The sequence below is a fragment of the Burkholderia cenocepacia genome (assembly GCF_014211915.1).
GTDB lineage: Bacteria > Pseudomonadota > Gammaproteobacteria > Burkholderiales > Burkholderiaceae > Burkholderia > Burkholderia orbicola.
Window position 1 is genome coordinate 517,258 of record NZ_CP060040.1, and the last position, 19,627, is coordinate 536,884.

The 19,627-nt window shown below is 66.7% G+C and carries 15 protein-coding genes and 1 pseudogene; 3 read left to right on the forward strand and 13 right to left on the reverse strand.

What is annotated here, in order from left to right; translation table 11 throughout:
- Positions 1 to 88: 88 nt before the first annotated feature.
- From ahpC to SY91_RS18875, 3 genes are all read right to left on the reverse strand, one after another.
- On the reverse strand, positions 89 to 652 hold the full coding sequence (ahpC, locus tag SY91_RS18865; RefSeq protein WP_011547973.1) for an alkyl hydroperoxide reductase subunit C: 564 nt from the start codon (positions 650 to 652) through the stop codon (positions 89 to 91).
- Between the two features lie 173 nt (positions 653 to 825).
- Positions 826 to 1,035: a CopG family ribbon-helix-helix protein gene (locus SY91_RS18870; protein WP_043887649.1), complete on the reverse strand. Its 210-nt coding sequence runs from the start codon at positions 1,033 to 1,035 to the stop codon at positions 826 to 828.
- A 115-nt stretch (positions 1,036 to 1,150) separates the two neighbouring features.
- Entirely contained in the window at positions 1,151 to 2,047 is an 897-nt protein-coding gene (locus tag SY91_RS18875; protein WP_023476510.1) for a LysR substrate-binding domain-containing protein, read from the reverse strand.
- A gap of 178 nt (positions 2,048 to 2,225) precedes the next feature.
- On the opposite strand from SY91_RS18875, the gene SY91_RS18880 reads away from it, so the two are divergent.
- From SY91_RS18880 to SY91_RS18890, 3 genes are read left to right on the forward strand one after another with little or no spacing between them, the layout of a single operon-like run.
- The gene (locus tag SY91_RS18880) at positions 2,226 to 3,392 is read left to right on the forward strand and encodes a branched-chain amino acid ABC transporter substrate-binding protein (protein ID WP_043887646.1); all 1,167 of its coding nucleotides are present in this window, start codon (positions 2,226 to 2,228) and stop codon (positions 3,390 to 3,392) included.
- A 41-nt stretch (positions 3,393 to 3,433) separates the two neighbouring features.
- The gene (locus SY91_RS18885) at positions 3,434 to 3,958 is read left to right on the forward strand and encodes an L-2-amino-thiazoline-4-carboxylic acid hydrolase (RefSeq protein WP_023476508.1); all 525 of its coding nucleotides are present in this window, start codon (positions 3,434 to 3,436) and stop codon (positions 3,956 to 3,958) included.
- Positions 3,951 to 5,207, forward strand: a complete 1,257-nt coding sequence (locus tag SY91_RS18890) for a Zn-dependent hydrolase (protein WP_185921299.1) — start codon at positions 3,951 to 3,953, stop codon at positions 5,205 to 5,207. The genes SY91_RS18885 and SY91_RS18890 overlap by 8 nt, the downstream gene beginning before the upstream one ends.
- A 33-nt stretch (positions 5,208 to 5,240) precedes the next feature.
- Here the strand turns inward: SY91_RS18890 and SY91_RS18895 are convergent, their stop codons facing one another.
- The 10 genes and pseudogenes from SY91_RS18895 to SY91_RS18940 form a co-directional block, all read right to left on the reverse strand.
- The gene (locus SY91_RS18895; RefSeq protein WP_077179679.1) at positions 5,241 to 6,077 is read right to left on the reverse strand and encodes a c-type cytochrome; all 837 of its coding nucleotides are present in this window, start codon (positions 6,075 to 6,077) and stop codon (positions 5,241 to 5,243) included.
- A 289-nt stretch (positions 6,078 to 6,366) separates the two neighbouring features.
- Positions 6,367 to 7,635, reverse strand: coding sequence for a hypothetical protein (locus SY91_RS18900; RefSeq protein WP_077179678.1), 1,269 nt, complete (start codon positions 7,633 to 7,635; stop codon positions 6,367 to 6,369).
- Complete coding sequence (glmS, locus tag SY91_RS18905; RefSeq protein ID WP_074803699.1) at positions 7,632 to 9,455, reverse strand: glutamine--fructose-6-phosphate transaminase (isomerizing); 1,824 nt, start codon at positions 9,453 to 9,455, stop codon at positions 7,632 to 7,634. The genes SY91_RS18900 and glmS overlap by 4 nt, the downstream gene beginning before the upstream one ends.
- Before the next feature lie 118 nt (positions 9,456 to 9,573).
- Positions 9,574 to 10,061: pseudogene (locus SY91_RS18910) on the reverse strand (Biofilm PGA synthesis auxiliary protein PgaD).
- On the reverse strand, positions 10,039 to 11,310 hold the full coding sequence (pgaC, locus tag SY91_RS18915) for a poly-beta-1,6-N-acetyl-D-glucosamine synthase (protein WP_011547962.1): 1,272 nt from the start codon (positions 11,308 to 11,310) through the stop codon (positions 10,039 to 10,041). Before pgaC ends, SY91_RS18910 begins: the two are co-directional and overlap by 23 nt.
- Positions 11,307 to 13,400 carry a poly-beta-1,6-N-acetyl-D-glucosamine N-deacetylase PgaB gene (gene pgaB / locus SY91_RS18920; protein ID WP_124591570.1) on the reverse strand — a complete coding sequence of 698 codons (2,094 nt, stop codon included), beginning with the start codon at positions 13,398 to 13,400 and terminating at the stop codon, positions 11,307 to 11,309. The genes pgaC and pgaB overlap by 4 nt, the downstream gene beginning before the upstream one ends.
- Before the next feature lie 13 nt (positions 13,401 to 13,413).
- Positions 13,414 to 16,044 (reverse strand): poly-beta-1,6 N-acetyl-D-glucosamine export porin PgaA, encoded by a 2,631-nt coding sequence (gene pgaA / locus SY91_RS18925; RefSeq protein WP_185921300.1) that lies wholly within the window; start codon positions 16,042 to 16,044, stop codon positions 13,414 to 13,416.
- A gap of 104 nt (positions 16,045 to 16,148) precedes the next feature.
- Positions 16,149 to 16,925 carry a hypothetical protein gene (locus tag SY91_RS18930; protein WP_077179674.1) on the reverse strand — a complete coding sequence of 259 codons (777 nt, stop codon included), beginning with the start codon at positions 16,923 to 16,925 and terminating at the stop codon, positions 16,149 to 16,151.
- 67 nt (positions 16,926 to 16,992) lie between these two features.
- Positions 16,993 to 17,418: a hypothetical protein gene (locus SY91_RS18935; protein ID WP_011547958.1), complete on the reverse strand. Its 426-nt coding sequence runs from the start codon at positions 17,416 to 17,418 to the stop codon at positions 16,993 to 16,995.
- A gap of 632 nt (positions 17,419 to 18,050) precedes the next feature.
- Entirely contained in the window at positions 18,051 to 19,046 is a 996-nt protein-coding gene (locus SY91_RS18940) for a LysR substrate-binding domain-containing protein (protein ID WP_011547957.1), read from the reverse strand.
- Between the last annotated feature and the right edge of the window lie 581 nt (positions 19,047 to 19,627).

Genomic DNA, 19,627 nt, shown 5'->3' on the forward strand with positions numbered 1-19,627 from the left:
GGCACGTCGTGCCGGAGGAGGGCGCGGGCCGCGCGAGGCGGTCCGTGGCGAGGCTTGTCGCGCGCCCCGTGCGAGGCGCGCGGCGACCTTAGATCTTGCCGATCAGGTCGAGCGACGGGGTCAGCGTTTCCGCACCCGGCGTCCACTTGGCCGGGCACACTTCACCCGGGTGCGCTGCGATGTATTGCGCGGCCTGGACCTTGCGCAGCAGTTCGCCTGCGTCGCGGCCGATGCCGTTGTCGTGGATTTCGCACAGCTTGATCTCGCCTTCCGGGTTGATCACGAACGTGCCGCGCAGCGCCATCCCTTCTTCCTCGATCAGCACGTCGAAGTTGCGCGACAGCGTGAGCGTCGGGTCGCCGACCAGCGGGTACTTGATCTTGGCGATCGTGTCCGACGTGTCGTGCCATGCCTTGTGCGTGAAGTGCGTGTCGGTCGACACGCCGTAGATTTCGACACCCAGCTTCTGGAATTCCGCGTAACGGTCGGCGAGGTCGCCCAGTTCCGTCGGGCAGACGAACGTGAAGTCGGCCGGGTAGAACACGACGACGGACCACTTGCCCTTGAAGTTCTCTTCCGACACGGGCACGAATTCGCCATTGTGGTAAGCGGTTGCCTTGAACGGCTTGATTTGGGTGTTGATGATCGGCATCTGGACAATTCCTTTTCGTCAGTGGTGAGTGGAGTGTTGCCAGTATCCGGGTTCACCCTGAGCTTGTGAAATTGCTTGTTTCAATCCGAGGCATCGGGATTTTCTATCTGCTTCCGGCCCTTGATTGGCGGGGGCCGAAGGCAATTCGGGCGGGGCAGAGGCTGTACATGCCTTCACCATTCCGAACGCAGGTCCTCCTGGCTGGCAATCTCGCGCCCCTTCCATAGACCGAACACATTGTTGACAAGTGTGTGCTCGTGTCGCGCGATATAGGCATCGATTGCGTCGCCGATGATTTCGGCGCGGGGGCGGTCCCTGGCCCCTGCGATGATGCTCAGCGCGGCATGCTGGTCATCCGACAGGTCGACCGGGATCGTATGCATTGCAACCTCCATGACTTGACGCATCCATCATCGACATGCGACCGCGCAAATGCAAGATCGCCGCTTGTCCGAAGCGAATGCCGATTCCCGGTTCGGCAGGCGGGGCACACCCCGCTCAAATCCCCGCCATCTCCCGCAACCATTCCGCCAGCCGTCGCGCCCCGTCCGGCATGTCCGCGTCCTCGCGCGTGCACAGGTAGTAATCGCGCCCGTCGTCCAGCGCGTGATCGAACAGTTGCACCAGCTCGCCGTTCGCCAGTTCGCGCTGGACCAGCGGCGCGCGCAGCAGCGCGGCGCCGAGATCGGCGCGGGCGGCGCTCAGCGTGAGCTGGCCGTCCTCGAACATCGGCCCCACCGCGTGCGATACGTGCCTTACGCCGGCGCCCTGCAGCCAGTTGACCCACGTGCTGCGATCCTCGTCATGCACGAGCGGCGCGCGGGCGAGATCGGCCGGCGTGCGGAACGGCCCGTGACGCTTCAGGAACGACGGGCTGCACATCGGCACCATCGCGCCCGGCAGCAGCCGCTCGCAGCGGTAGCCGGGCCAGTCGCCGGTGCCGAAGCGGATCGACAGATCCGACGCATCGCTTCGGTAGTTGCGGTGATGTGCGTACAGCACCGTGACGTCGACATCGGTGTTGTCGGCCAGGAACGCATGCAGCCGCGGAACGAACCAGCCGATGCCGAGCAGCGGAATCAGGCTGACGGTGATCTGGCGCAGCGACGAACGATCGCGCACGAAGCGCGTGGCGCTGCGCAGCACCGAGAACGCCGCGCTGATCGACCGGTAGTAGTCGCGTCCCTCGTCGGTGAGCGCGAGTAGCCGGCCTTCGCGTACCGTCAATGGCGTCTGGATGAACGCCTCGAGCAGTTGCAGCTGATGGCTGACCGCCGACGGCGTGATGTCGAGTTCGCCTGCTGCCGCGGTGACCGAGCCGAGACGCGCGAATGCTTCGAATGCACGCACCGCGCGCAGCGGCGGATCGTGCGGCAACTGTTCGATATTTTTCATGTATCGAATTTTATCGAAAAGTCAGGGTAAGCGACAACATAAAAATACCCTTTATTTACAGCGATGTACGTTAATGTGTCGGGAACGGCATAAGCATCCAATAATTGGGTATTTGGGGTTTGAGTGTCGAATATTTAATATTTTTCATGTTTTTGATCCGACTGACCGGTCCCCGCACATGAAAATCGCTTTCTTTTCCGCCCATCTCGCCTTCTCCGCGGCCGCCCTGGTCGCCACCGTTCCCGCGTTCGCGCAGTCCGCTCCGCAGACGGTCCTGATCGGTCTCGCCGCGCCGCTCACGGGCCCGTCCGCGCGGATCGGCAAGGACTTGCAGAACGGCGCGCAACTCGCGATCGACGACGCGAACGCGAAGCATCCGACCATCGGCGGCAAGCCGGTCGTCTACAAGCTCGTCGCGGCCGACGATCAGTCCGACCCGCGCACGGCCGTCGCGGTCGCGCAGCAACTCGTCGACCAGCACGTGATCGGCGTCGTCGGTCACTGGAACACGGGCTGCAGCGTGCCGGCGTCGCGCGTGTACCGCGATGCGGGCATTCCACAGATCGCGCCGGCCTCCACCGGTCATCAATACACGCAGCAGGGCTACGCGACGGCGTTCCGCATCATGGGTCACGACGATGCAGGCGGACACTTCACCGGCGCGTACGCGGTGAAGACGCTGAAGGCGAAGCGCATCGCGGTGCTCGACGATCGTACGTCGTTCGGCGCCGGGCTGGCCGACCAGTTCATCAAGGGCGTGCAGGCGAACGGCGGCACGATCGTCGATCGTCAGTACGTGAACGACAAGACGACCGACTTCAGCGGCGTGCTGACCGCGATCAAGGGCAAGCGCGCGGATCTCGTGTTCTTCGGCGGCCTCGACGCGCAGGCCGCGCCGATCGCGCGCCGGATGCGCCAGCTCGGCGTGAACGCGCCGCTGCTCGGTGCGGGCGGCTTCGTGAGCCAGACCTTTCTGTCGCTCGCCGGCAAGGACGGCGACGGCGTGACGGCGCTCGAACCGGGCCTGCCGCTCGACCGGATGCCGGGCGGCAAGGTGTTCGACACGCAATACCAGGCACGCTTTCACGCGCCGATCGAGCTGCATGCGCCGTTCGCGTACGACGCGGCCGCCACGCTGATCGCGGCCGCGCAGAAGGCCGGCACGACCCAGCCGGCGAAGCTGGTCGCGGCCGTTCGTGCGATCGAGCGGCCCGGCGTGACCGGGCGCATCGCGTTCGACGCCGAAGGCAACCTGAAGGACCCGGCCTTCACGATCTACCAGGTGCGCGGCGGCAAGTGGGCCGTCGTCGACGTGCTCGGCGGCTCGCGCACCGCGGCCAAGTAACGACAAAACGACAAAACGACAAAAAAACCAGGACGATCCCCATGACAGAAGCGCACCCGACATCCGCCGCCGCACCCGAGGACACACGCCTCGGGATCCTCGCGCGGCGCCGCATCGAAGCGGAAATCATCAAGCCGATCTACGAGATCATGAAGCGCGAGTTCGGCGTCGAGCGCGCGCAGGCCGTGATCGCGGAAGCCGTGCGTGGCGCGGCCGTCGACGCGGGCCGGACCTTCGCCGCGCAGGAGCCGGACGGCACGAGCGTGAAGTCGTTCATCGCACTGCAGGTGCTGTGGGAGAAGGACGATGCGCTCGACGTCGAGGTGCGGCGCGCGGACGACGCGCACTACGACTACGACGTGCATCGCTGCAGCTACGCGGAGATGTATCACGCGATGGGGCTCGGCGAGATCGGCCACCTGCTGAGCTGCGCGCGCGACAGCTATTTCATCCAGGGCTATGCGCCGGACATCGCGCTCACGCGCACCAGCACGATCATGCAGGGCGGCAAGCGCTGCGATTTCCGCTATGCACTGCAACGCGCGCCGGAGAACGGCGATGCGTAACGATGCCGATACCGCGCGCATGCCGCGCGTCGACGGCGACCGCCTGTGGGCGTCGCTCGAACGGATGGCGCAGATCGGTGCGACGCCGAAGGGCGGCGTGTGCCGTCTTGCGCTGACCGATCTCGACCGCGAGTCGCGCGACCTGTTCGTGCAGTGGGCGCGCGACGCCGGCTGCACGGTGCGCGTCGACCGGATGGGCAACGTGTTCGCGCGCCGCGCAGGCCGCAATCCGGACGCGGCACCGGTGATGACGGGCTCGCACGCCGATTCGCAACCGACCGGCGGCCGTTACGACGGCATTTACGGCGTGCTCGGCGGGCTCGAAGTCGTGCGCGCGCTGAACGACGCAGGCATCGAGACCGAACGCCCGGTCGACGTCGTGATCTGGACCAACGAGGAAGGCTCGCGCTTCGCACCGGCGATGGTGTCGGCCGGCGTGTTCTCGGGCGTCTATACGCTCGAATACGGGTTGTCGCGCAGCGACGGCACGGGCCGGACGATCGGCGAGGAGCTCGAACGGATCGGCTACGCGGGCACGGATCCGGTTGGCGGCTATCCGGTGCACGCGGCGTACGAACTGCATATCGAGCAGGGCGCGATTCTGGAACGGGCCGGCAAGACGATCGGCGTCGTGACGGCCGGGCAGGGGCAGCGCTGGTACGAAGTGACGCTCACCGGGGTCGACGCGCACGCCGGTACGACGCCGATGGCGTTCCGTCGCGACGCGCTGGTTGGCGCGGCACGGATGATCTCGTTCATCGAGGTGCTCGGCTGCCGCTACGCACCGGATGCGCGCGCGACGGTCGGGATGATCGAGGCGCGGCCGAATTCGCGCAACACGGTGCCGGGCGGCTGCTTCTTCACGGTGGAATTCCGTCACCCCGACGATGCGGTCCTCGATGAACTGGACGCCGCGCTACGCGCGGAACTCGCGCGCCTGGCCGACGAAACCGGCCTCGGCGCGCGGATCGAGCAGATCTTCACGTATGCGCCGGTGCCGTTCGCGCCACGCTGCATCGATACGGTGCGTGACGCGGCGCGCTCGCTCGGACTGTCGCACATGGACATCGTGTCCGGCGCGGGCCATGACGCGTGCTATGTCGCGCGTGTCGCGCCGACCGGCATGATCTTCGTGCCGTGCGTCGACGGGCTGAGCCACAACGAGGCCGAAGCGATTACGCCGGAATGGGCGACGGCCGGCGCCGACGTGCTGTTGCGCGCGGTGTTGCAGAGCGCGCAGGAAGCGTAAGCGCGACGGGTGCGGCCGGATGGATGGCGCGCGTTATCTTGCCGCCTTGCGCCGCGCCATGTACGCGAGATACGCGACGATCTGGTCGAGTTCGCGATCACTCAGTTGATCGGGCGGAAACGCCGGCATGCTGCGGCCCGGCCAGTCGCGCACCGACGCCGGATTGCGGATGTAGCGGCGCAGCGCGGCGGGCTGGAAGTAGTCGACCGGGTTCATCGGCGTGTTCAGGTCGGGGCCGGCGTGGCTGCTGCCCGCGCCGTCGATGCGGTGGCATGCGAGACATTGCGTGACGAACAGGCGCTGGCCCGCGCGGGCCGGGTCGTCCGCGGGCAACGCGGTGTCGACCGCGAGCGACGGCCAGCGCGCGAGCGGCGACGATTCGATCGTGATGCGCACGATCTGGTACGGCCACTGCTCGCCGCGCACCGACGACGCGTCCGGCCCGAGCCAGACGAGATAGAACGGCCCCGCGCTGACTTGCTTGCCGGGCAGCTTCGGCCATGGATGGGCCGGGTCCTCGATCGCGAGCCACGGGATCGCGCCGGCCGGCGCGCGGCGGCGCACGAGATCGAGCGGCAGTTGCGCGGCGAAACCGTCGGCCGCGCGCGTTTCGAGCACGCCGTCGACCGGCAGCGGCGTGTCGCCGAGCAGTGCGGCGAACGGCACCGCGCGGAACGTCATCGGCCGCCCGTAGGCGATGTCGCGCGGCACGTGGATCTCGGTCGCATCGGCGCGCGCGAGCAGCGTCTGGCGGGTGAGGGCACGCGTCGTGCCGTCGGTATCGAGTTCGAGCGTGGACTGGGCCGACGCGCGTTGCCCGAGCAGGCAAACCGTCAGCAGCAGGAGCGAAAACCACTGGCGCTTCAGCATTCGTTCTCCGGGAAGGGACGTTCCGGCGGCGGCAGGAGGCGGGACGCCGCGGCCGATGGAAGGAATCGGGCGACAGTCTAGCCGGTACGGGCGGCGCTGGCGAATCCGGCAGAGGAAAGGCGCGGCAGTTGGGGGCGGGCAGGCCCGCGACGGCATGCCCCACTACCGGGCGGCCGAGTTGGCGAGGTGTTGTCTGTCGCGGCGTGATTCGGACGGCGGAAAGAAGAAGGGCACGGGGAGACACGCGGCCTGTCCGCGTTCACGACGACAGTGCGTTACCGGAGCGCCGTCAATGACTCGAACACGACACTTCGTTCTTCGGCATCGGCGTGTCGCGCGCCGGATCGAAATCGGCTTCGCGCAGCCCCGACGGCGTCAGCGACACGAAATGCATCGCCGTGCCGCGCGCCGGGAAGCCGGCGATGCCGGTCGAGCCCCACGGAATCGGCGAACGCTGCACGCCGCTTACCTTCATGTCCGCCGGCGTGAGCGCGAGCGTCAGCAGCCGCCCGTCGCGGGTCGGCACGTACGCGTGCGTGCCGACGACGCCGAGGCCCGATTCGCGTACCGACGCGGGCAGGCAATCGAGCGTTGCCGTGCGGCGGCCGTCCGGCGCGATCAGCATCACGACGCCGCGCTCGTCCGCGGTCGTCGTGACGACGATGAAACGGTCGATCTCCGGCACATAGGCGGCTGAATACACGTAGTACTGGATCGCATCGTTCAGCGATCCGAGTTTGTCCAGTTTCGCGGTGACCGGATCGAACATCGCGTATTCGAGCGTCGCGTCCGTGCTGCCGTCGATGAATTTCTGCCACACGAGCAGCGCGTTGCGCGGCGAGCCCGCGATCACGGGCCACCACTCGCGGCGGCGCGGCGCGACCGCGACATGGTTCAGCACGCGCCCGGCCGCGTCGTAGGTTTTCAGGTAGACGCCGTTGCCGCTGCCGAGGTTGTCGACCCCGCCGCCGTTGACCCAGTCGGCCGAATAGAACACGACGAAGCGGTCGGCGACCGTCGCGACGTGACCCGAGTGGCCGCCCGATTCGACGTCGTTCGGGTAGGGCTTGATCGGCTTCAGGTCGCGGCGGTAGACGCCGTAGCGCTGGCTGACTTCCTGCGACGTATTCCAGCCGTCCTCGAACGTGACGAAGATGTCGCCGTGCGCGTTCTGCGCGATCGAGACGGGCTCCTGCGCCTCGGGGCGGCTGATGAACGTGCGCACCCGCAGCACGCGCGGCTCGCCGGGCGCCCATTCGCCGACGTATACGTCGTGCGGCCAGCTGCCGCCGCGCCGCGCGCCGCGCGGCACGATGCCCGAGCTGCTGAAGAACACCCAGCGTTTGCCGTCGCCGGCGTCGGCCACGCCGATGCCGTGCATGAAGCGCCGCGGGTCGCCGGTGTCCTGCGGCGCCGGGGCGCCCGGCACGGTGACCGTATGCACGACCGGCGCGCCGGCAAGGGCCGGCGGCGGCGCCGTGCCGATGCCGCCCGCGCCGCAGAGGGCAGCCATGGCCAGCCGCATGGCCGCCTGTACCGGGCGCGTTCGTCGCGTCATTCGACGGTCACCGATTTCGCGAGGTTGCGCGGCTTGTCGACGTCGGCGCCGCGCGCGCAGCCGACGTGATACGCGAGCAGTTGCAGCGGAATCACGTTGACGATCGGCGACAGCAGGTCGCCCGATTCGCGCACGCGGATCAGGTGCGTGTCGCGGTCGGCGTCGATCTCGAGCTGATTGCCGGCCAGCACGTAGAGCCGCCCGCCGCGCGCGCGCACCTCGGCCATGTTGGACTTCAGCTTCTGGAACAGGCGGTCGTCCGGCGCGATCGTGACGACCGGCATCGCGCTCGTGACTAGCGCGAGCGGTCCGTGCTTCAGTTCGCCGGCCGCATAGCCTTCCGCATGGATGTACGACACCTCCTTCAACTTCAGCGCGCCTTCCAGCGCGATCGGGAAATGGATGCCGCGCCCGAGGAACAGCGCGTTCTCGGTGCGGGCGAACTTCGTGGCCCAGCCCATGATCTGCGTTTCCAGCGCGAGCGCGTGGCTGATGCGATCGGGCAGCGCGCGCAATTGCTTCAGGTGCGTCGCGACTTGTGCGGCATCGAGCCGGCCGCGCAGTTGCGCGAGCGTCAGCGTCAGCACGAACAGCGCGACGAGCTGCGTGGTGAACGCCTTGGTCGACGCGACACCGAGTTCGGCGCCGGCTCGCGTCAGGAACCGCAGCGGCGCGTTGCGCGCGATCGTGCTGGTCGCGACGTTGCAGATCGCCATCGACAGGTCCTGGCCCATCGCACGCGCCTGCTCGATCGCGCCGATGGTGTCGGCCGTTTCGCCCGACTGCGAGATGCCGACGACGAGCGTGCGCGGATCGGCCACCGTGTCGCGGTAGCGGTATTCGCTGGCGATCTCGACCTGCGCCGGCACGCCCGCGATGCTTTCGAGCCAGTACTTCGCGGTCAGGCCCGCATAGTAGCTGGTGCCGCAGCCGAGCAGCAGCACGCTTCTCACCCGCGACAGCAGCGCGCGCGTGGCTTCCGTCGCGTCGAACAGCGCCGGCGAGATCGCGTCGATGCCGTCGAGCGTGCTGTCGATCGCCTTCGGCTGCTCGAAGATTTCCTTCTGCATGAAGTGCTGGTACGGGCCGAGCGCGGCGTCGTCCGCGCGCGCCTTCACTTCGCACAACGGACGCCGCGCTTCCTGCCCGCCCGCATCGACCACGGCGATGCGCTCCGGTGTGATCAGCGCGACGTCGCCATCCTCCAGGTACACGAAGCGGTCGGTCAGGTCGCCGAGCGCCGCGCAGTCGGACGCCAGGTAGTTCTGCTCGGCGCCGATGCCGATCACGAGCGGCGAGCCGGCGCGCGCGGCGACGAGGCGCTGCGGCTCGAGCGCACTGAGCACCGCGATCGCGTACGCACCGTGCAGCCGCTTGACGGCGCGTACGACCGCGTCGAACAGGTCGTCGCGATAGAGGCTGTGGATCAGGTGCGCGATGACTTCGGTATCGGTCTGCCCGCGGAACGTATAGCCGCGTTGCTTCAGTTCGGCGCGCAGCGTGTCGTGGTTCTCGATGATCCCGTTGTGCACGACCGCGATCGTGTCGCCCGACATGATCGGGTGCGCGTTCATTTCGGACGGTGCGCCATGCGTCGCCCAGCGCGTATGCGCGATGCAGGTCTGCGCTTCGAGGCCGAGCGTCAGCACACGGTCCTGCAAGTCGGTCACGCGTCTCAACGTACGTTCGCTGCGCAGGCGGCCGTCGCCTTGCACGGCGATGCCGCACGAATCGTAGCCGCGATATTCGAGCCGGCTCAGCGCGTTGACCAGTTGCGGCACTTGATTGTTCCGGCCGCTTGCTCCGACGATTCCGCACATGATTCACCTCGTCTCCAGGAAGTTGTCGACCAGCACGCGTCGCGCGCCGGCACGGTGCCGAAAGCGGAGCCACGTCGCGCGACAGGCGTCGCGCCCGGCGCGGCACGTTTCCGGCGATTTATTCGCGCGGTTGCGGCTCGGCATGCGCGATCCACTCGATGCCGGAAATCGACCCGTTCGCATCGTGCGACGCGACGAGAATGCGCGTCGTGCGTCGCGCGCCGCGCCGGCGCTCGCTCGCGAACGCGGTCGGCGGTACCGAGCGCACCTTCACGCTGGCCGAGCGCCGCAGCATCTTCGACACCCGCAACCGGTACGCGAGCGGATGCACGACGCGCCCCGCGATCAGCCACATGACGATCGTGCCGGCGATCAGCGCGATGCTCGTCACGTAGAACACGATCTGTTCGATCGGCATCTCGGCCTCGTTGAACGGCAGCAGGTAACGGTACGTATAGATGCAGATCGAGGCCCATACGCCCCGACCAGCGCAGGCCGCACGAGACGGAACCACGCGACGAGCACGGGCCCGACGATGTTGCCGCGTTCGGCGATCATGTCGCGCGGTGCGCGCAGGGAAAGGTCAATAATCGGCGCGTTCTTCATGTTGAATGCCTCGGTCGGGACTGACCCAAACGGCGCGCTTGCCACGGCCCCGCAGCACGACGGCGGGCAGGGCGATGACGGTGGTGATCATGCTGATCAGCCAGAACGCGACGGGGTACCAGATGGTGTCAAGGAAGTACATCAGGAGTTTTTCGTCGTAACGACGATCGATCATGCTGCCGATGATCAGCTGCAGGATGCAGGTCGCGACCAGCAGCATCCCGTGCCAGTGCGGCACCACGGACACATGCCAGTTCGGCGGAAGCGGGTAGACGACGTCGATCAGCGCGAGCAGCAGGATGAACGTCATCGAGTACGCCCACGCGATGCCGATCAGGTATTCGGCGAACAGCGGCCACATCATCATCTGCGTCGGCCGCATCAGCGTGCCCGCGTACTTGAGCAGCACCTGGATGCCGCCCTTCGACCAGCGCAGCCGCTGCCGGTAGAGCCCCTTCACCGTCTCCGGCATCAGGATCCAGCTGAGCGCGTGCGGCTCGTACACGACGCGCCAGTCGCGGCATTGCAGCTTCCAGCTGATGTCGATGTCCTCGGTGAGCATGTCCGAGCTCCAGTAGCCGACGTCGGCGAGCGCCGTCTTGCGGAACATCGTGATCACGCCCGACACCGTGAAGATGCGGCCGTACACCTGCTGCGTGCGCTTGATCAGCCCGACGATCGACGAGAATTCGCCGACCTGCATGCGGCCGAGCAGCGACGTGCGCGTGCGGATGCGCGGGTTGCCGGTCACCGCGCCGACGCCCGGGTCGGTCAGGAAGTGCTCGAGCATCCAGCCGATCGCATCGTGCGCGAGCAGCGCGTCGCCGTCGATGCACAGCAGGTATTCCGCGTTCGACACGGCCGCCGCGGTCGTCAGCCCGACCGCCTTGCCTTCGTTGCGCGCGTGATGGATCACGAGCAGCCGCGGGATCTCGACGGCCAGCTCGTTGAGGATCTCGCCGGTGCGATCCTTGCTGCCGTCGTTGACCGCGATGATGTCGTAGTTCGGATACTGCATCCCGTTCAGGTGGCCGATCACGCTGCGCGCGTTCGCGGCTTCGTTGAAGCAGGGCACGACGATCGACACCTTCGGGATGCCGCTCGACGCGATCGTGCGCGTCGACAGCTCGCGGCCTTCCTCGAGCAGGAAGTAGTGCACGACGCCGCCGATCATCCACAGATACGACATGAAGAACGGATAGTAGAAGACGAAATCCTGCAGGCGCTGGATGAGGCTATGGGAGGTCATGGTGTCTTGGTTCCCTGCGAGTGCTGCATCTGCATCAGCGCGTTGATCGAGGTGGGGTCGAGGCGCGACTTCAGCGACATCACGTCGCGCATCGCGTCGAGTTCCGGCTGGCCGTTCAGGAAGTTGTCGGGGTAGTAGCCGAAATTCACGGCGCCCTCGCTGCGCAGCCGCCGCATCTGCGCGAGCAGCGTGCCGGCCGGCACCGCCTTCTGCCCGTGCCAGTCGTATGCCTGCAGTTCGAACACGGTGCGCTGCAGCCCGCGCTGCTTCGCGCGTACGGCCTTCACGAGCTGGTCCAGCCAGCCTTCCGGGTCTTTCGCCTGTTCCATGTACGGCATCGCCATCAGCGCGACGTAGTCGTAGGCGGCGAGGAAATCGTCGTAGTTCTGCGCGAACCACGCTTCCGATTCGGGCTTGAGCACCGGCATCGCGAAGATGTTGCGCGCGGTCAGCACGTCGCCGACGTTCTGGTGCGCCAGCACGATCTGCTCGAGCTGCCGGGTCATGTCGATCAGGTAGCGCGTCTTCTGGTGCGTCCAGCGCTTCATCAGGTCGGGGTTCTCGCGGATCTTGCCGACGTCGGCCGGCAACCCCCATTGCGAATAGGTGCGCAGCGCATGCCGGCCCCCATCCTCGTAGTCGTCGAGCACCGCGTCGTCGCTGAACAGGATGCCGCTGAACGACGCGTGCTTGCTGAGATCCTCGTAGATCTGCTGGATCATCAGCCGCGCATCGGGATCGAACGGACTCAGCCGGAACACTCGCGTGCCGTTCTCTCTAGCCGGCGCACCGCCGAACGCGCTCACGGCCTGGAGCGAGCGGAGCTTGTCGGCGGGCGGCCGGAACGCGAGCACCGGCATCCACGCGTACACCTGTACGTTGGCGCGCGTATTGAGTTGCCACGCAGCACGCGAGAACAGGTCCGAACGCATCGGCAGGTGCCGGTTCGGGAAATACACCGCTTCGGCCACGCCCGTGCCCTTCGGGTCCGCGAACGCCTGCAGGTACACCGATTTCGGCTGCATCCGGTAGATGCGCTCGATCAGCTTGCCGAGATTCGCTTCCTGCCGTGCGGGATCGGGATCGTAGACCTGGTCGAGATCGACCTGCACGGTGCGCTCGGGCACGTCGACGTCGCCGCGGTTCGACGCCGGTTCGCGCATCGAGCGCTCGAACCCGCCGATGTCGACGTCGTACATCATCAGGATCCGTCTCAGCCGGTCGAGCGGCACGTCCGGCGTATTCGGGCCGGCATCGAGGCTGAACTGGACGTCCATGCCGAGCGACGTCGAGATATTGCGCACGGGCTGGTTTTCCGCGCCGTACGGCCACACCATCGAGCGCGCGACGATACCGGTGCGTTCGCGGATCTGCCGCACGCACGTTTGCAGGTCGTCGTGCACGCGTGCGTGGAACTCGGCGTCGGTTTCATAGCGTTTCTGGTCTTGCAGGTACAGATGCGACGTGGTCGCCGGCAACTCGTTGCCTTGCGGATTCGCGACCGCGCCATGATGGAGATTGTGGGTGTGGCAGCCGAGCTCGACGAATTCCGACTGGCCGAGCTTCTTCACCTCGTCCCACGACAGGAAGTAGTCGCGCGGCACCTGCACCTTGTCGCTGATGCGGATCGGCGTATCCGGCGGCGTGTCGATCCATGCGGTGACGAGCCCCATCACGGCCGGATACTTGAAGCGCTCGAGCAGCGGCAGCACTTTCGTGTAGTGGCTGCGAAAGCCGTCGTCGAACGTGAGCAGCACCGAGCGCGGCGGCAGCGGCTTGCCGCCGCGGCGCGACTCTTCGATCTGCTTGACCGTGATGGTGTGGTAGTTGTTGGTCTGCAGCCACGAGAAGATCGCGGTGAGCGTGCCGGTATCGACCGCGAACGGATCGATGATCGCGGTCGGCGACGAGAACGACGCCATCAGGTTGTCGCGCACGTCGTGCATGCAGATCACGCGAAACGTCTTGCCGTCGGCCGGATCGGACGGCGGCAGCAGATCGATCATCTTGGCGCCGGTCACGCCCGGGAACAGCGAACAGGCGGCAAACGTGCCGAGGCATCCGCACATGAAGGTCCGTCTGGATTGCATTCAGAGCTCCTTGCTAAAACGGCAGGTTGAGCGACAGGAAGCCGGTTTCGGAGCGTTCGCGCTGGCCGTCGTATGCGTGGCTGCTGATCTCGACGCCGTAGCTCAGCGTGATGTCGTGCTTGAACGTCCACGCGTGCTCGAGGCGCGCGCTCCACAGCGGGCTGGTGCCGAAGCCGCGCTCGCTGTACACGCCGCCCGATACCGACACACGCTGTTGCAGCCCCGTGTCACCTTTCTTCCACAGCGTCAGCTGATGCATCACGGTCGCCGCGGCCGCGTAGTCGCGACCGGGGCTGAAGTAGGGCGCGTCCTGGCGCGTGTTGCTGTCGGTGCCGAGATTCAGCGAGACGTTGACGAGCTGGTTCGCGGACGTGTACACGCGCTGCGTGGCGGTCGCCGCGATCTCCTGGTGCAGGTTCGAATCGCTGTAGCGGCTCACGCCGTAGCTCAGCTTGACTTCGCGCCGGTCGTTCTGGCGATACACGACTTCGACGTTCGCGGAGCGGCCCCAGATGTGCGCGGCATACGCCTTCCACGGCAGCGAGTTGTCGTTGGTGTCCAGCCCGGCGCCGACCGTCCAGTAGTCGTTCAGCGCGTACGCGATCGTCCCGCGGCCGCCGGTCCGGCCGTCCCCGCCCATCGAACGCGTGACCTCGCCCAGCACGGTGAGCGGCCCGTGCCGATAGTCGCCGCCGATGCCGGTGCGCGTGCGGCTGACGCTGCCGCCGTCGGTTTGCGCATGGCCGAAGAACGTATGCGAGAAGACCCGCCAGTTGTCGCCGAACGGTTGCGAATAGATGTAGCTGTCCGACGTGAAGCTGTTGTCGGCCAGTGCGCTGTTACCGTGCTCGAAGCTCAGGTCGGTCGTGAACACCGGGCTGCGGTAGGCGTTGTAGTCGCGCTTGAAGCTGCGCACGGAGCCGCTGTCCGGGAACGTGTTGCCCAGGGTCTGGTCGACGGTCTTCGCGGTCGCGTAGTCGTCTGCCGTGAGCGATGCGCGGCCGAGGCCCGCGAGCATCTCGACGCTGTCCGGGTGATCGGTCAGCGATGCGCGATACATCGAGATCGCCTGGCGCGGATGCGACTGGCCCGACACGGCGTCGGCGTGCGCGGCACGGACCTCGGCGTTGAACGGCACCTCTTTCTCGAGCTGTTCGAGGGCGGCGATGCCCTGGTCGACGTGACCCGTGAAGATCAGGTACTGCGCGCGCAGCCGGTAGTAGCGCAGATAGTCGCTTTCTCCCGGACCGACGTTGGTCACCTGCTTGACCGGCGGCAGCGACTTCTCCATGTCGTCGAGCACCTGCTTCGCTTCGGGCGCACGCGCCTGGTCGACGTACGACCAGAACAGCCCTTCGCGCAGCTCGATCGGCTGCGTGCGGGCGCCATACTGGAAGCCGCGGGTCGCGCGATCGGTCGGCGACGCGGTGGCCTGCTGCAACGCCCGCGCGTACACGGCGTTCGCCTTGGCCGGCTCGCTCAGGTACAGGTACGCATCGCCGACGGCCGCCAGCGCGTCGATCGAGATCTCCGCGTTGGACGGAATCGTCTCGAACGTCGTGACGGCCGCCTTCATGTCGCCGCGTGCTGCGAGGGCGACCACCCGGTCACCGGCGAGCGCCGTGCGGACCGGCGTGTACTCCGGCGTGGCCGGTATCCGCTTGTCGAGGTCGTCGGCGGCGCGCAGCGCGTTGTCGAGCCCGTCGAAGCGGTCCGAACTCGTCATCGAACGCGACTTGTCGCGTCCGCCGCGCACCTGCTGGCGAATCGACAGTTCTTCCAGTTGCGCGATGTCGACGGCGGAGAATGCATCGGGCCGGGCCTTCGCTTCGTCGAGCGCCTTGACCGCGCCGCCGCTGGCCGCGAGGCCGAACACGTCGTTGCGCACCGTCGCGACGTCGGCGGTGCGAAGATTCGGCGCCTGCGCATTCGGCGCCTCGACGTCGGGTCCTTGCGATCGCTGGATCGCCTCGCCGGGGAGCTGCGCGCCCGGTGACTGTGAACCCGGTTGCCGGGACGACGGCGGCTCGACGCCAGGCGGCTGGGCCGCGGGCGTGGGCGAGTTCGGCATCGGCGTGCCGGATGCCTGCGCGACGAGCGTCGGCGTAGCCGGCGGTGCGGGGGGCGCGGTTTGGGCGAGTTGTTGAGGTGCATCCGACGTTGGCACGCGTGGTGCCGGCGCATCCGGCGGCACCGTGTCGAATGCCTGCACAAGCAGCATCGGCGCATTCGGCGCGTGCGCGGCCGGCGCAGGTGCATTCGACGCGGTTGCGTCCGGCACCGGAGCACCCGGCTGCGCTGCATCCGGGTCCACGACGACGGTGGTCGGCATCGCGGGGCTCGCCTGCGCGATCTGCATCGACGCATCCGAGGCCCGTGCGATCGGCGTCGGCGCATGAGGGGGCTGCGTGCCCGAACCCTGGGCGGCCTGCGTCGACGCGCCCGTCGGCTGCAGGTCGGGCGGCAGCGCATCCGGCGCACCATGGGAGCCGGCGATTGCACTCGCGTCGCGCGGCTTCGCGTCGCCTTCGGCGGCAAGGCACGGGCCGGACGCGACGAGCAGGCACAGCAACGGCGCATGCAGGAGGACCCGCCGGTTCGGCGGAACGACGGTGGTGCATTGTTGTTGACGATTGTTAGCCACGATGTCTCCTCACTTTGAAACGATCACATCGGTTGCACGCCCGACGGCGTGCTTCGCCGGCTATCGCGTCGCCGGGAGGCGAGGCCCGGCGGCATCCGGTCGGTTTACAGGCGGTTGCGGACCGCTTGTCCGAGCAACGCGCGCGATTCGCTGTTCGTCGGATCGATGGCGAGTGCACGGCTCGCGTTCTGCTCCACACAGCTCCATTCGTCGATCCGTGCGCACCAGCGCGCCCTGGCCAGAGCGCGGGCACCTTCCACTTCGTCGTGCGTGACGCTGGTGGCCTCCATGTGCGCCGTGCCGGCGATATACGACTGAGGTTGCAGTCTCGGCCCGGGGTCGGGATGTTTTCTCGTGCGCGCCAGCGCCTGCGAACGTGACGTCCGGTGCGCATCGCCCGGACGCGTCGTGCGGCTGCCGGTCGACGCGGCGTGCGGGGCGGCCGCGAGCCGGGTCGGCGGCACGTGTGCGGGGCGCGGGTGTTGCGTGGCCGAACCTGTCGCCGCTTGCGGCGGTACGGCCGGCACGGCCGGTTCGGCCGCGGCCGACAGGGCCGGCGTGGCCGACGCCGAAGGCGTCACCGGCCCGGCCTGCGCGACCGTCGACGTCGAGCCGGCGGGCGCGACGGGCGCCTCGGTGCCGGACGCGCCGCCGGTCGCCGCCACGATGAGCTTGCGGTAGTTGCCAACGGCGGTTCCGATCACGCCGGCGATATCGTGCGTCACGCTCGCATGGCCGATCCTCGCGTCTCGCTCGACGTACGCGAAGGCACCGAAGATCGCGGCAAATGCAGCGACGCTGAGCGCCGCATTCTTTCCCGGACCCCACGAGGGTTTCGGCTGACGGGCGGGCGAGCCGTCCGGTCGTTCTGCACGGGGCATTCAAGACTCCTTGATTCGATGCGTTCTCCGAATGACGCGATCGGAGCGGGGCGGCGCGACGCGACGTTCACCATCGCAACTGCGTGGTGAGCGTGCCCGTCTCGACGATCGCGAACTGGGTGGCTCCCTGATAGGTCCCCTCGACCCGATAGCTCGCATCCGGCACGCTGAACAGGCAGCGCGATCCCGGGGCGTTGAATTCGACGAGCACGCGCCCATGCCGGCGCAGGCGCACCTGCACGTTGGACAGGGGCTGCCCGGTGCTCCCGGACAGGAACGACACGCCCAGGTTGTACGGGCGTCCGTCAGGGGGAAGCGGCGCGGTACCGTCGATCCGTGCGTCGCCGCAGATATACGAAATCACGTACCGGTTTGCCCCCGGACCGGACGCCGGCGGCGGAGCCGCCGGTGTCTGGGCCATGGCGTTCATGCAGAGCGTGGAAAGCACGACGCTCAGGAAAGGGCGAGCCTGCTGTCGAAGCGAGGGTGACATTGCAATCTCCCGTCCGGAATCGATGACGCGCATCGACCCCGAGTCGAATTTGCCAACGTTCTTTTTGCGACACGCTATTGATACACGATGGTTTTTGAACCAACAACCGCGTGTGGCCCGAATGGGACGAGAGAAAAGATCCTATTTAAATAGGATAAAGACGCATTTATGAGGATCGCTTACTGCTGAATAAAGGCGATATTGCCGAACATGAAAATTGCTACTCGGTAGCGATGATCGAGCACGCTTAGGATTACGTCGGAGGTATCGACGTTCGTGCCGAAAGATAACGACTGATAAAAGAAACTATTGCGCCTGTATTCAAGGCGAATCGATGAAGATCCGGATACAGATCGCACATCATGAAATGAGGGTGCGACGTTTTTGATGATTCCGTCAGTTACAGGTAAATCGAAACTTGTGTAACAAGGTATTTCTGTCTGGAAAAGCGGGCCGATTATTCTTACTTAATACGGAAAACAGTAAAAAATACGACATGAATCGCAAACGTTTGCGTGTTCTGAAAATCGATTAAGAGCTGTTGAGGGATTTTACGGAGTCCGACGGGATTATCGATTGCTATCGGGAGAACGCGTATTCGCGCCATGGATATCCACGGCGCGAATACGCCATCAGCGGCTGCCGCCCGCGCTTCGCCGTGCGCTGCGCATCGCCGGCGCGGCCGCTTCTTCAGTACCGATCGCACCGTCGATCGCCGCGCGCGGCCGGTTCATGATGTAGGCCCACAGTTGCTCGGCCGCGAGCCCGCGCTTGCGCGCCGATCGATACAGGCGGATTTCGAGTTCGGTGATCCAGTCGCCGGTGCCCGCGCACACGAGCGTGCCGTCGGCGAGCTCCTTCGCGACGCAGCTTTCCGGCAGCCAGCCGATGCCGTGCCCGGCCACGACCATGCCTTTCAGCGCCTCGGACATGTGCGTCTCGAAGCACCGGTGCAGCACGTACGGCTCGGTCGCATTCAGCAGCAGCATCTCGACGATGTTGCCGAGAAAGGCGCCCGACGAATACGCGAGCAGCGGCAGCGGGGCATCCGGCGTGCCGGGCAGCTGGAACACCGGCTTGCCGCGCGCGTCGGGCGACGACACGGGCAGGATCCGCTCGACGCCGAGGCTGACGAACGGGAAGTGGTTCGGGTCGAGCACGATCGGCAACTGCGGATGGTGATAGCCGAGCAGCAGGTCGCATTCGCCTTCGACCAGCTGCTGCACGCCTTCCGGCACGTTCACCGCATTGACGCGGGCAGTGACGTGGCCGACCTCGCTATTGAGCTGCTTGAGCCATTCGGGAAACAGCGTGAACACCAGCGTATGCGCGACGGCGAAGCGCACGACCTGGTCGCTCGCCGCGAACTGGTCGTAGCCGTTCACGAGATTGCGCGCCGCATACATGCTGCGCAGGATGTCCGCGGCGAGCCCGCGGAACATCTGGCCGGCCGGCGTCAGCGCGACCGGATTGATGCTCCGGTCCACCAGCTTCGCATCCATCCAGGTTTCAAGCGCGGCGATTCGCCTGCTGAACGCCGACTGCGTCAGGTGCCGATGACGCGCGGCCCGGGAAAAGCTCTTGGTATCCGCAAGGCTCAGGAAATCTTCCAGCCACTTTGCTTCCATTTCGATCTTCGCTTTTTATAGTCGGGCGCCTGAAAGGCGGCGCCGTCTGCTGCACCAACGTTCTAGCGTACCGCGCATCGCGCCGGTCGGGCCGATGTTTTTTTTCGATCGGTGTCAGTCGAAATATGCATGGGCGTTGTCGGCGGGATTACGGCTGCATAGCGTTGAGGGGCCGGACCGGTTAACCGGACAGTTCATCGCGTCGGACTGTCCGGGCCCGCCTGGACGGCACTTCCCCCGGGCCGGCTGCGCCGTGTGCGTGCCGGCCCGCCCGTTCATGGTCGTTTCGGGGGCGTCGGCTCGCCGCTTTTGGTGCAGTGCAGATTGCACATCCGTGACACGTGGGAGAACTATGTTCGTCGGACGCGGCGCAGCATCGATCGTGCACGTTCGCGGCGCACCGCAAGCGCCCGGCGCGTCCGAGGTTGCACCGTTGTGGTGCGTAATGCCGCGCAGGCATGCCTGACGCGGCGCGAAAAACAGGGGGATATCGAGCAGATCGAGCAAGGCACGTTCCTTGCAAAGCATTCAGTACGCCGGTCCGGCATGCGCAATGCCGGGGAAAACGATCGATGGAGAGA

Coding starts and splice junctions, on each gene's coding strand:
- SY91_RS18935 (WP_011547958.1), bottom strand. CDS start 17,418: ATGTCACCCTCGCTTCGACAGCAGGCTCGCCCTTTCCTGAGCGTCGTG.
- glmS (WP_074803699.1), bottom strand. CDS start 9,455: ATGTGCGGAATCGTCGGAGCAAGCGGCCGGAACAATCAAGTGCCGCAA.
- SY91_RS18900 (WP_077179678.1), bottom strand. CDS start 7,635: ATGACGCGACGAACGCGCCCGGTACAGGCGGCCATGCGGCTGGCCATG.
- SY91_RS18875 (WP_023476510.1), bottom strand. CDS start 2,047: ATGAAAAATATCGAACAGTTGCCGCACGATCCGCCGCTGCGCGCGGTG.
- SY91_RS18890 (WP_185921299.1), top strand. CDS start 3,951: ATGCGTAACGATGCCGATACCGCGCGCATGCCGCGCGTCGACGGCGAC.
- ahpC (WP_011547973.1), bottom strand. CDS start 652: ATGCCGATCATCAACACCCAAATCAAGCCGTTCAAGGCAACCGCTTAC.
- SY91_RS18930 (WP_077179674.1), bottom strand. CDS start 16,925: ATGCCCCGTGCAGAACGACCGGACGGCTCGCCCGCCCGTCAGCCGAAA.
- SY91_RS18895 (WP_077179679.1), bottom strand. CDS start 6,077: ATGCTGAAGCGCCAGTGGTTTTCGCTCCTGCTGCTGACGGTTTGCCTG.
- pgaC (WP_011547962.1), bottom strand. CDS start 11,310: ATGACCTCCCATAGCCTCATCCAGCGCCTGCAGGATTTCGTCTTCTAC.
- SY91_RS18870 (WP_043887649.1), bottom strand. CDS start 1,035: ATGCATACGATCCCGGTCGACCTGTCGGATGACCAGCATGCCGCGCTG.
- SY91_RS18880 (WP_043887646.1), top strand. CDS start 2,226: ATGAAAATCGCTTTCTTTTCCGCCCATCTCGCCTTCTCCGCGGCCGCC.
- pgaB (WP_124591570.1), bottom strand. CDS start 13,400: ATGCAATCCAGACGGACCTTCATGTGCGGATGCCTCGGCACGTTTGCC.
- SY91_RS18940 (WP_011547957.1), bottom strand. CDS start 19,046: ATGGAAGCAAAGTGGCTGGAAGATTTCCTGAGCCTTGCGGATACCAAG.
- SY91_RS18885 (WP_023476508.1), top strand. CDS start 3,434: ATGACAGAAGCGCACCCGACATCCGCCGCCGCACCCGAGGACACACGC.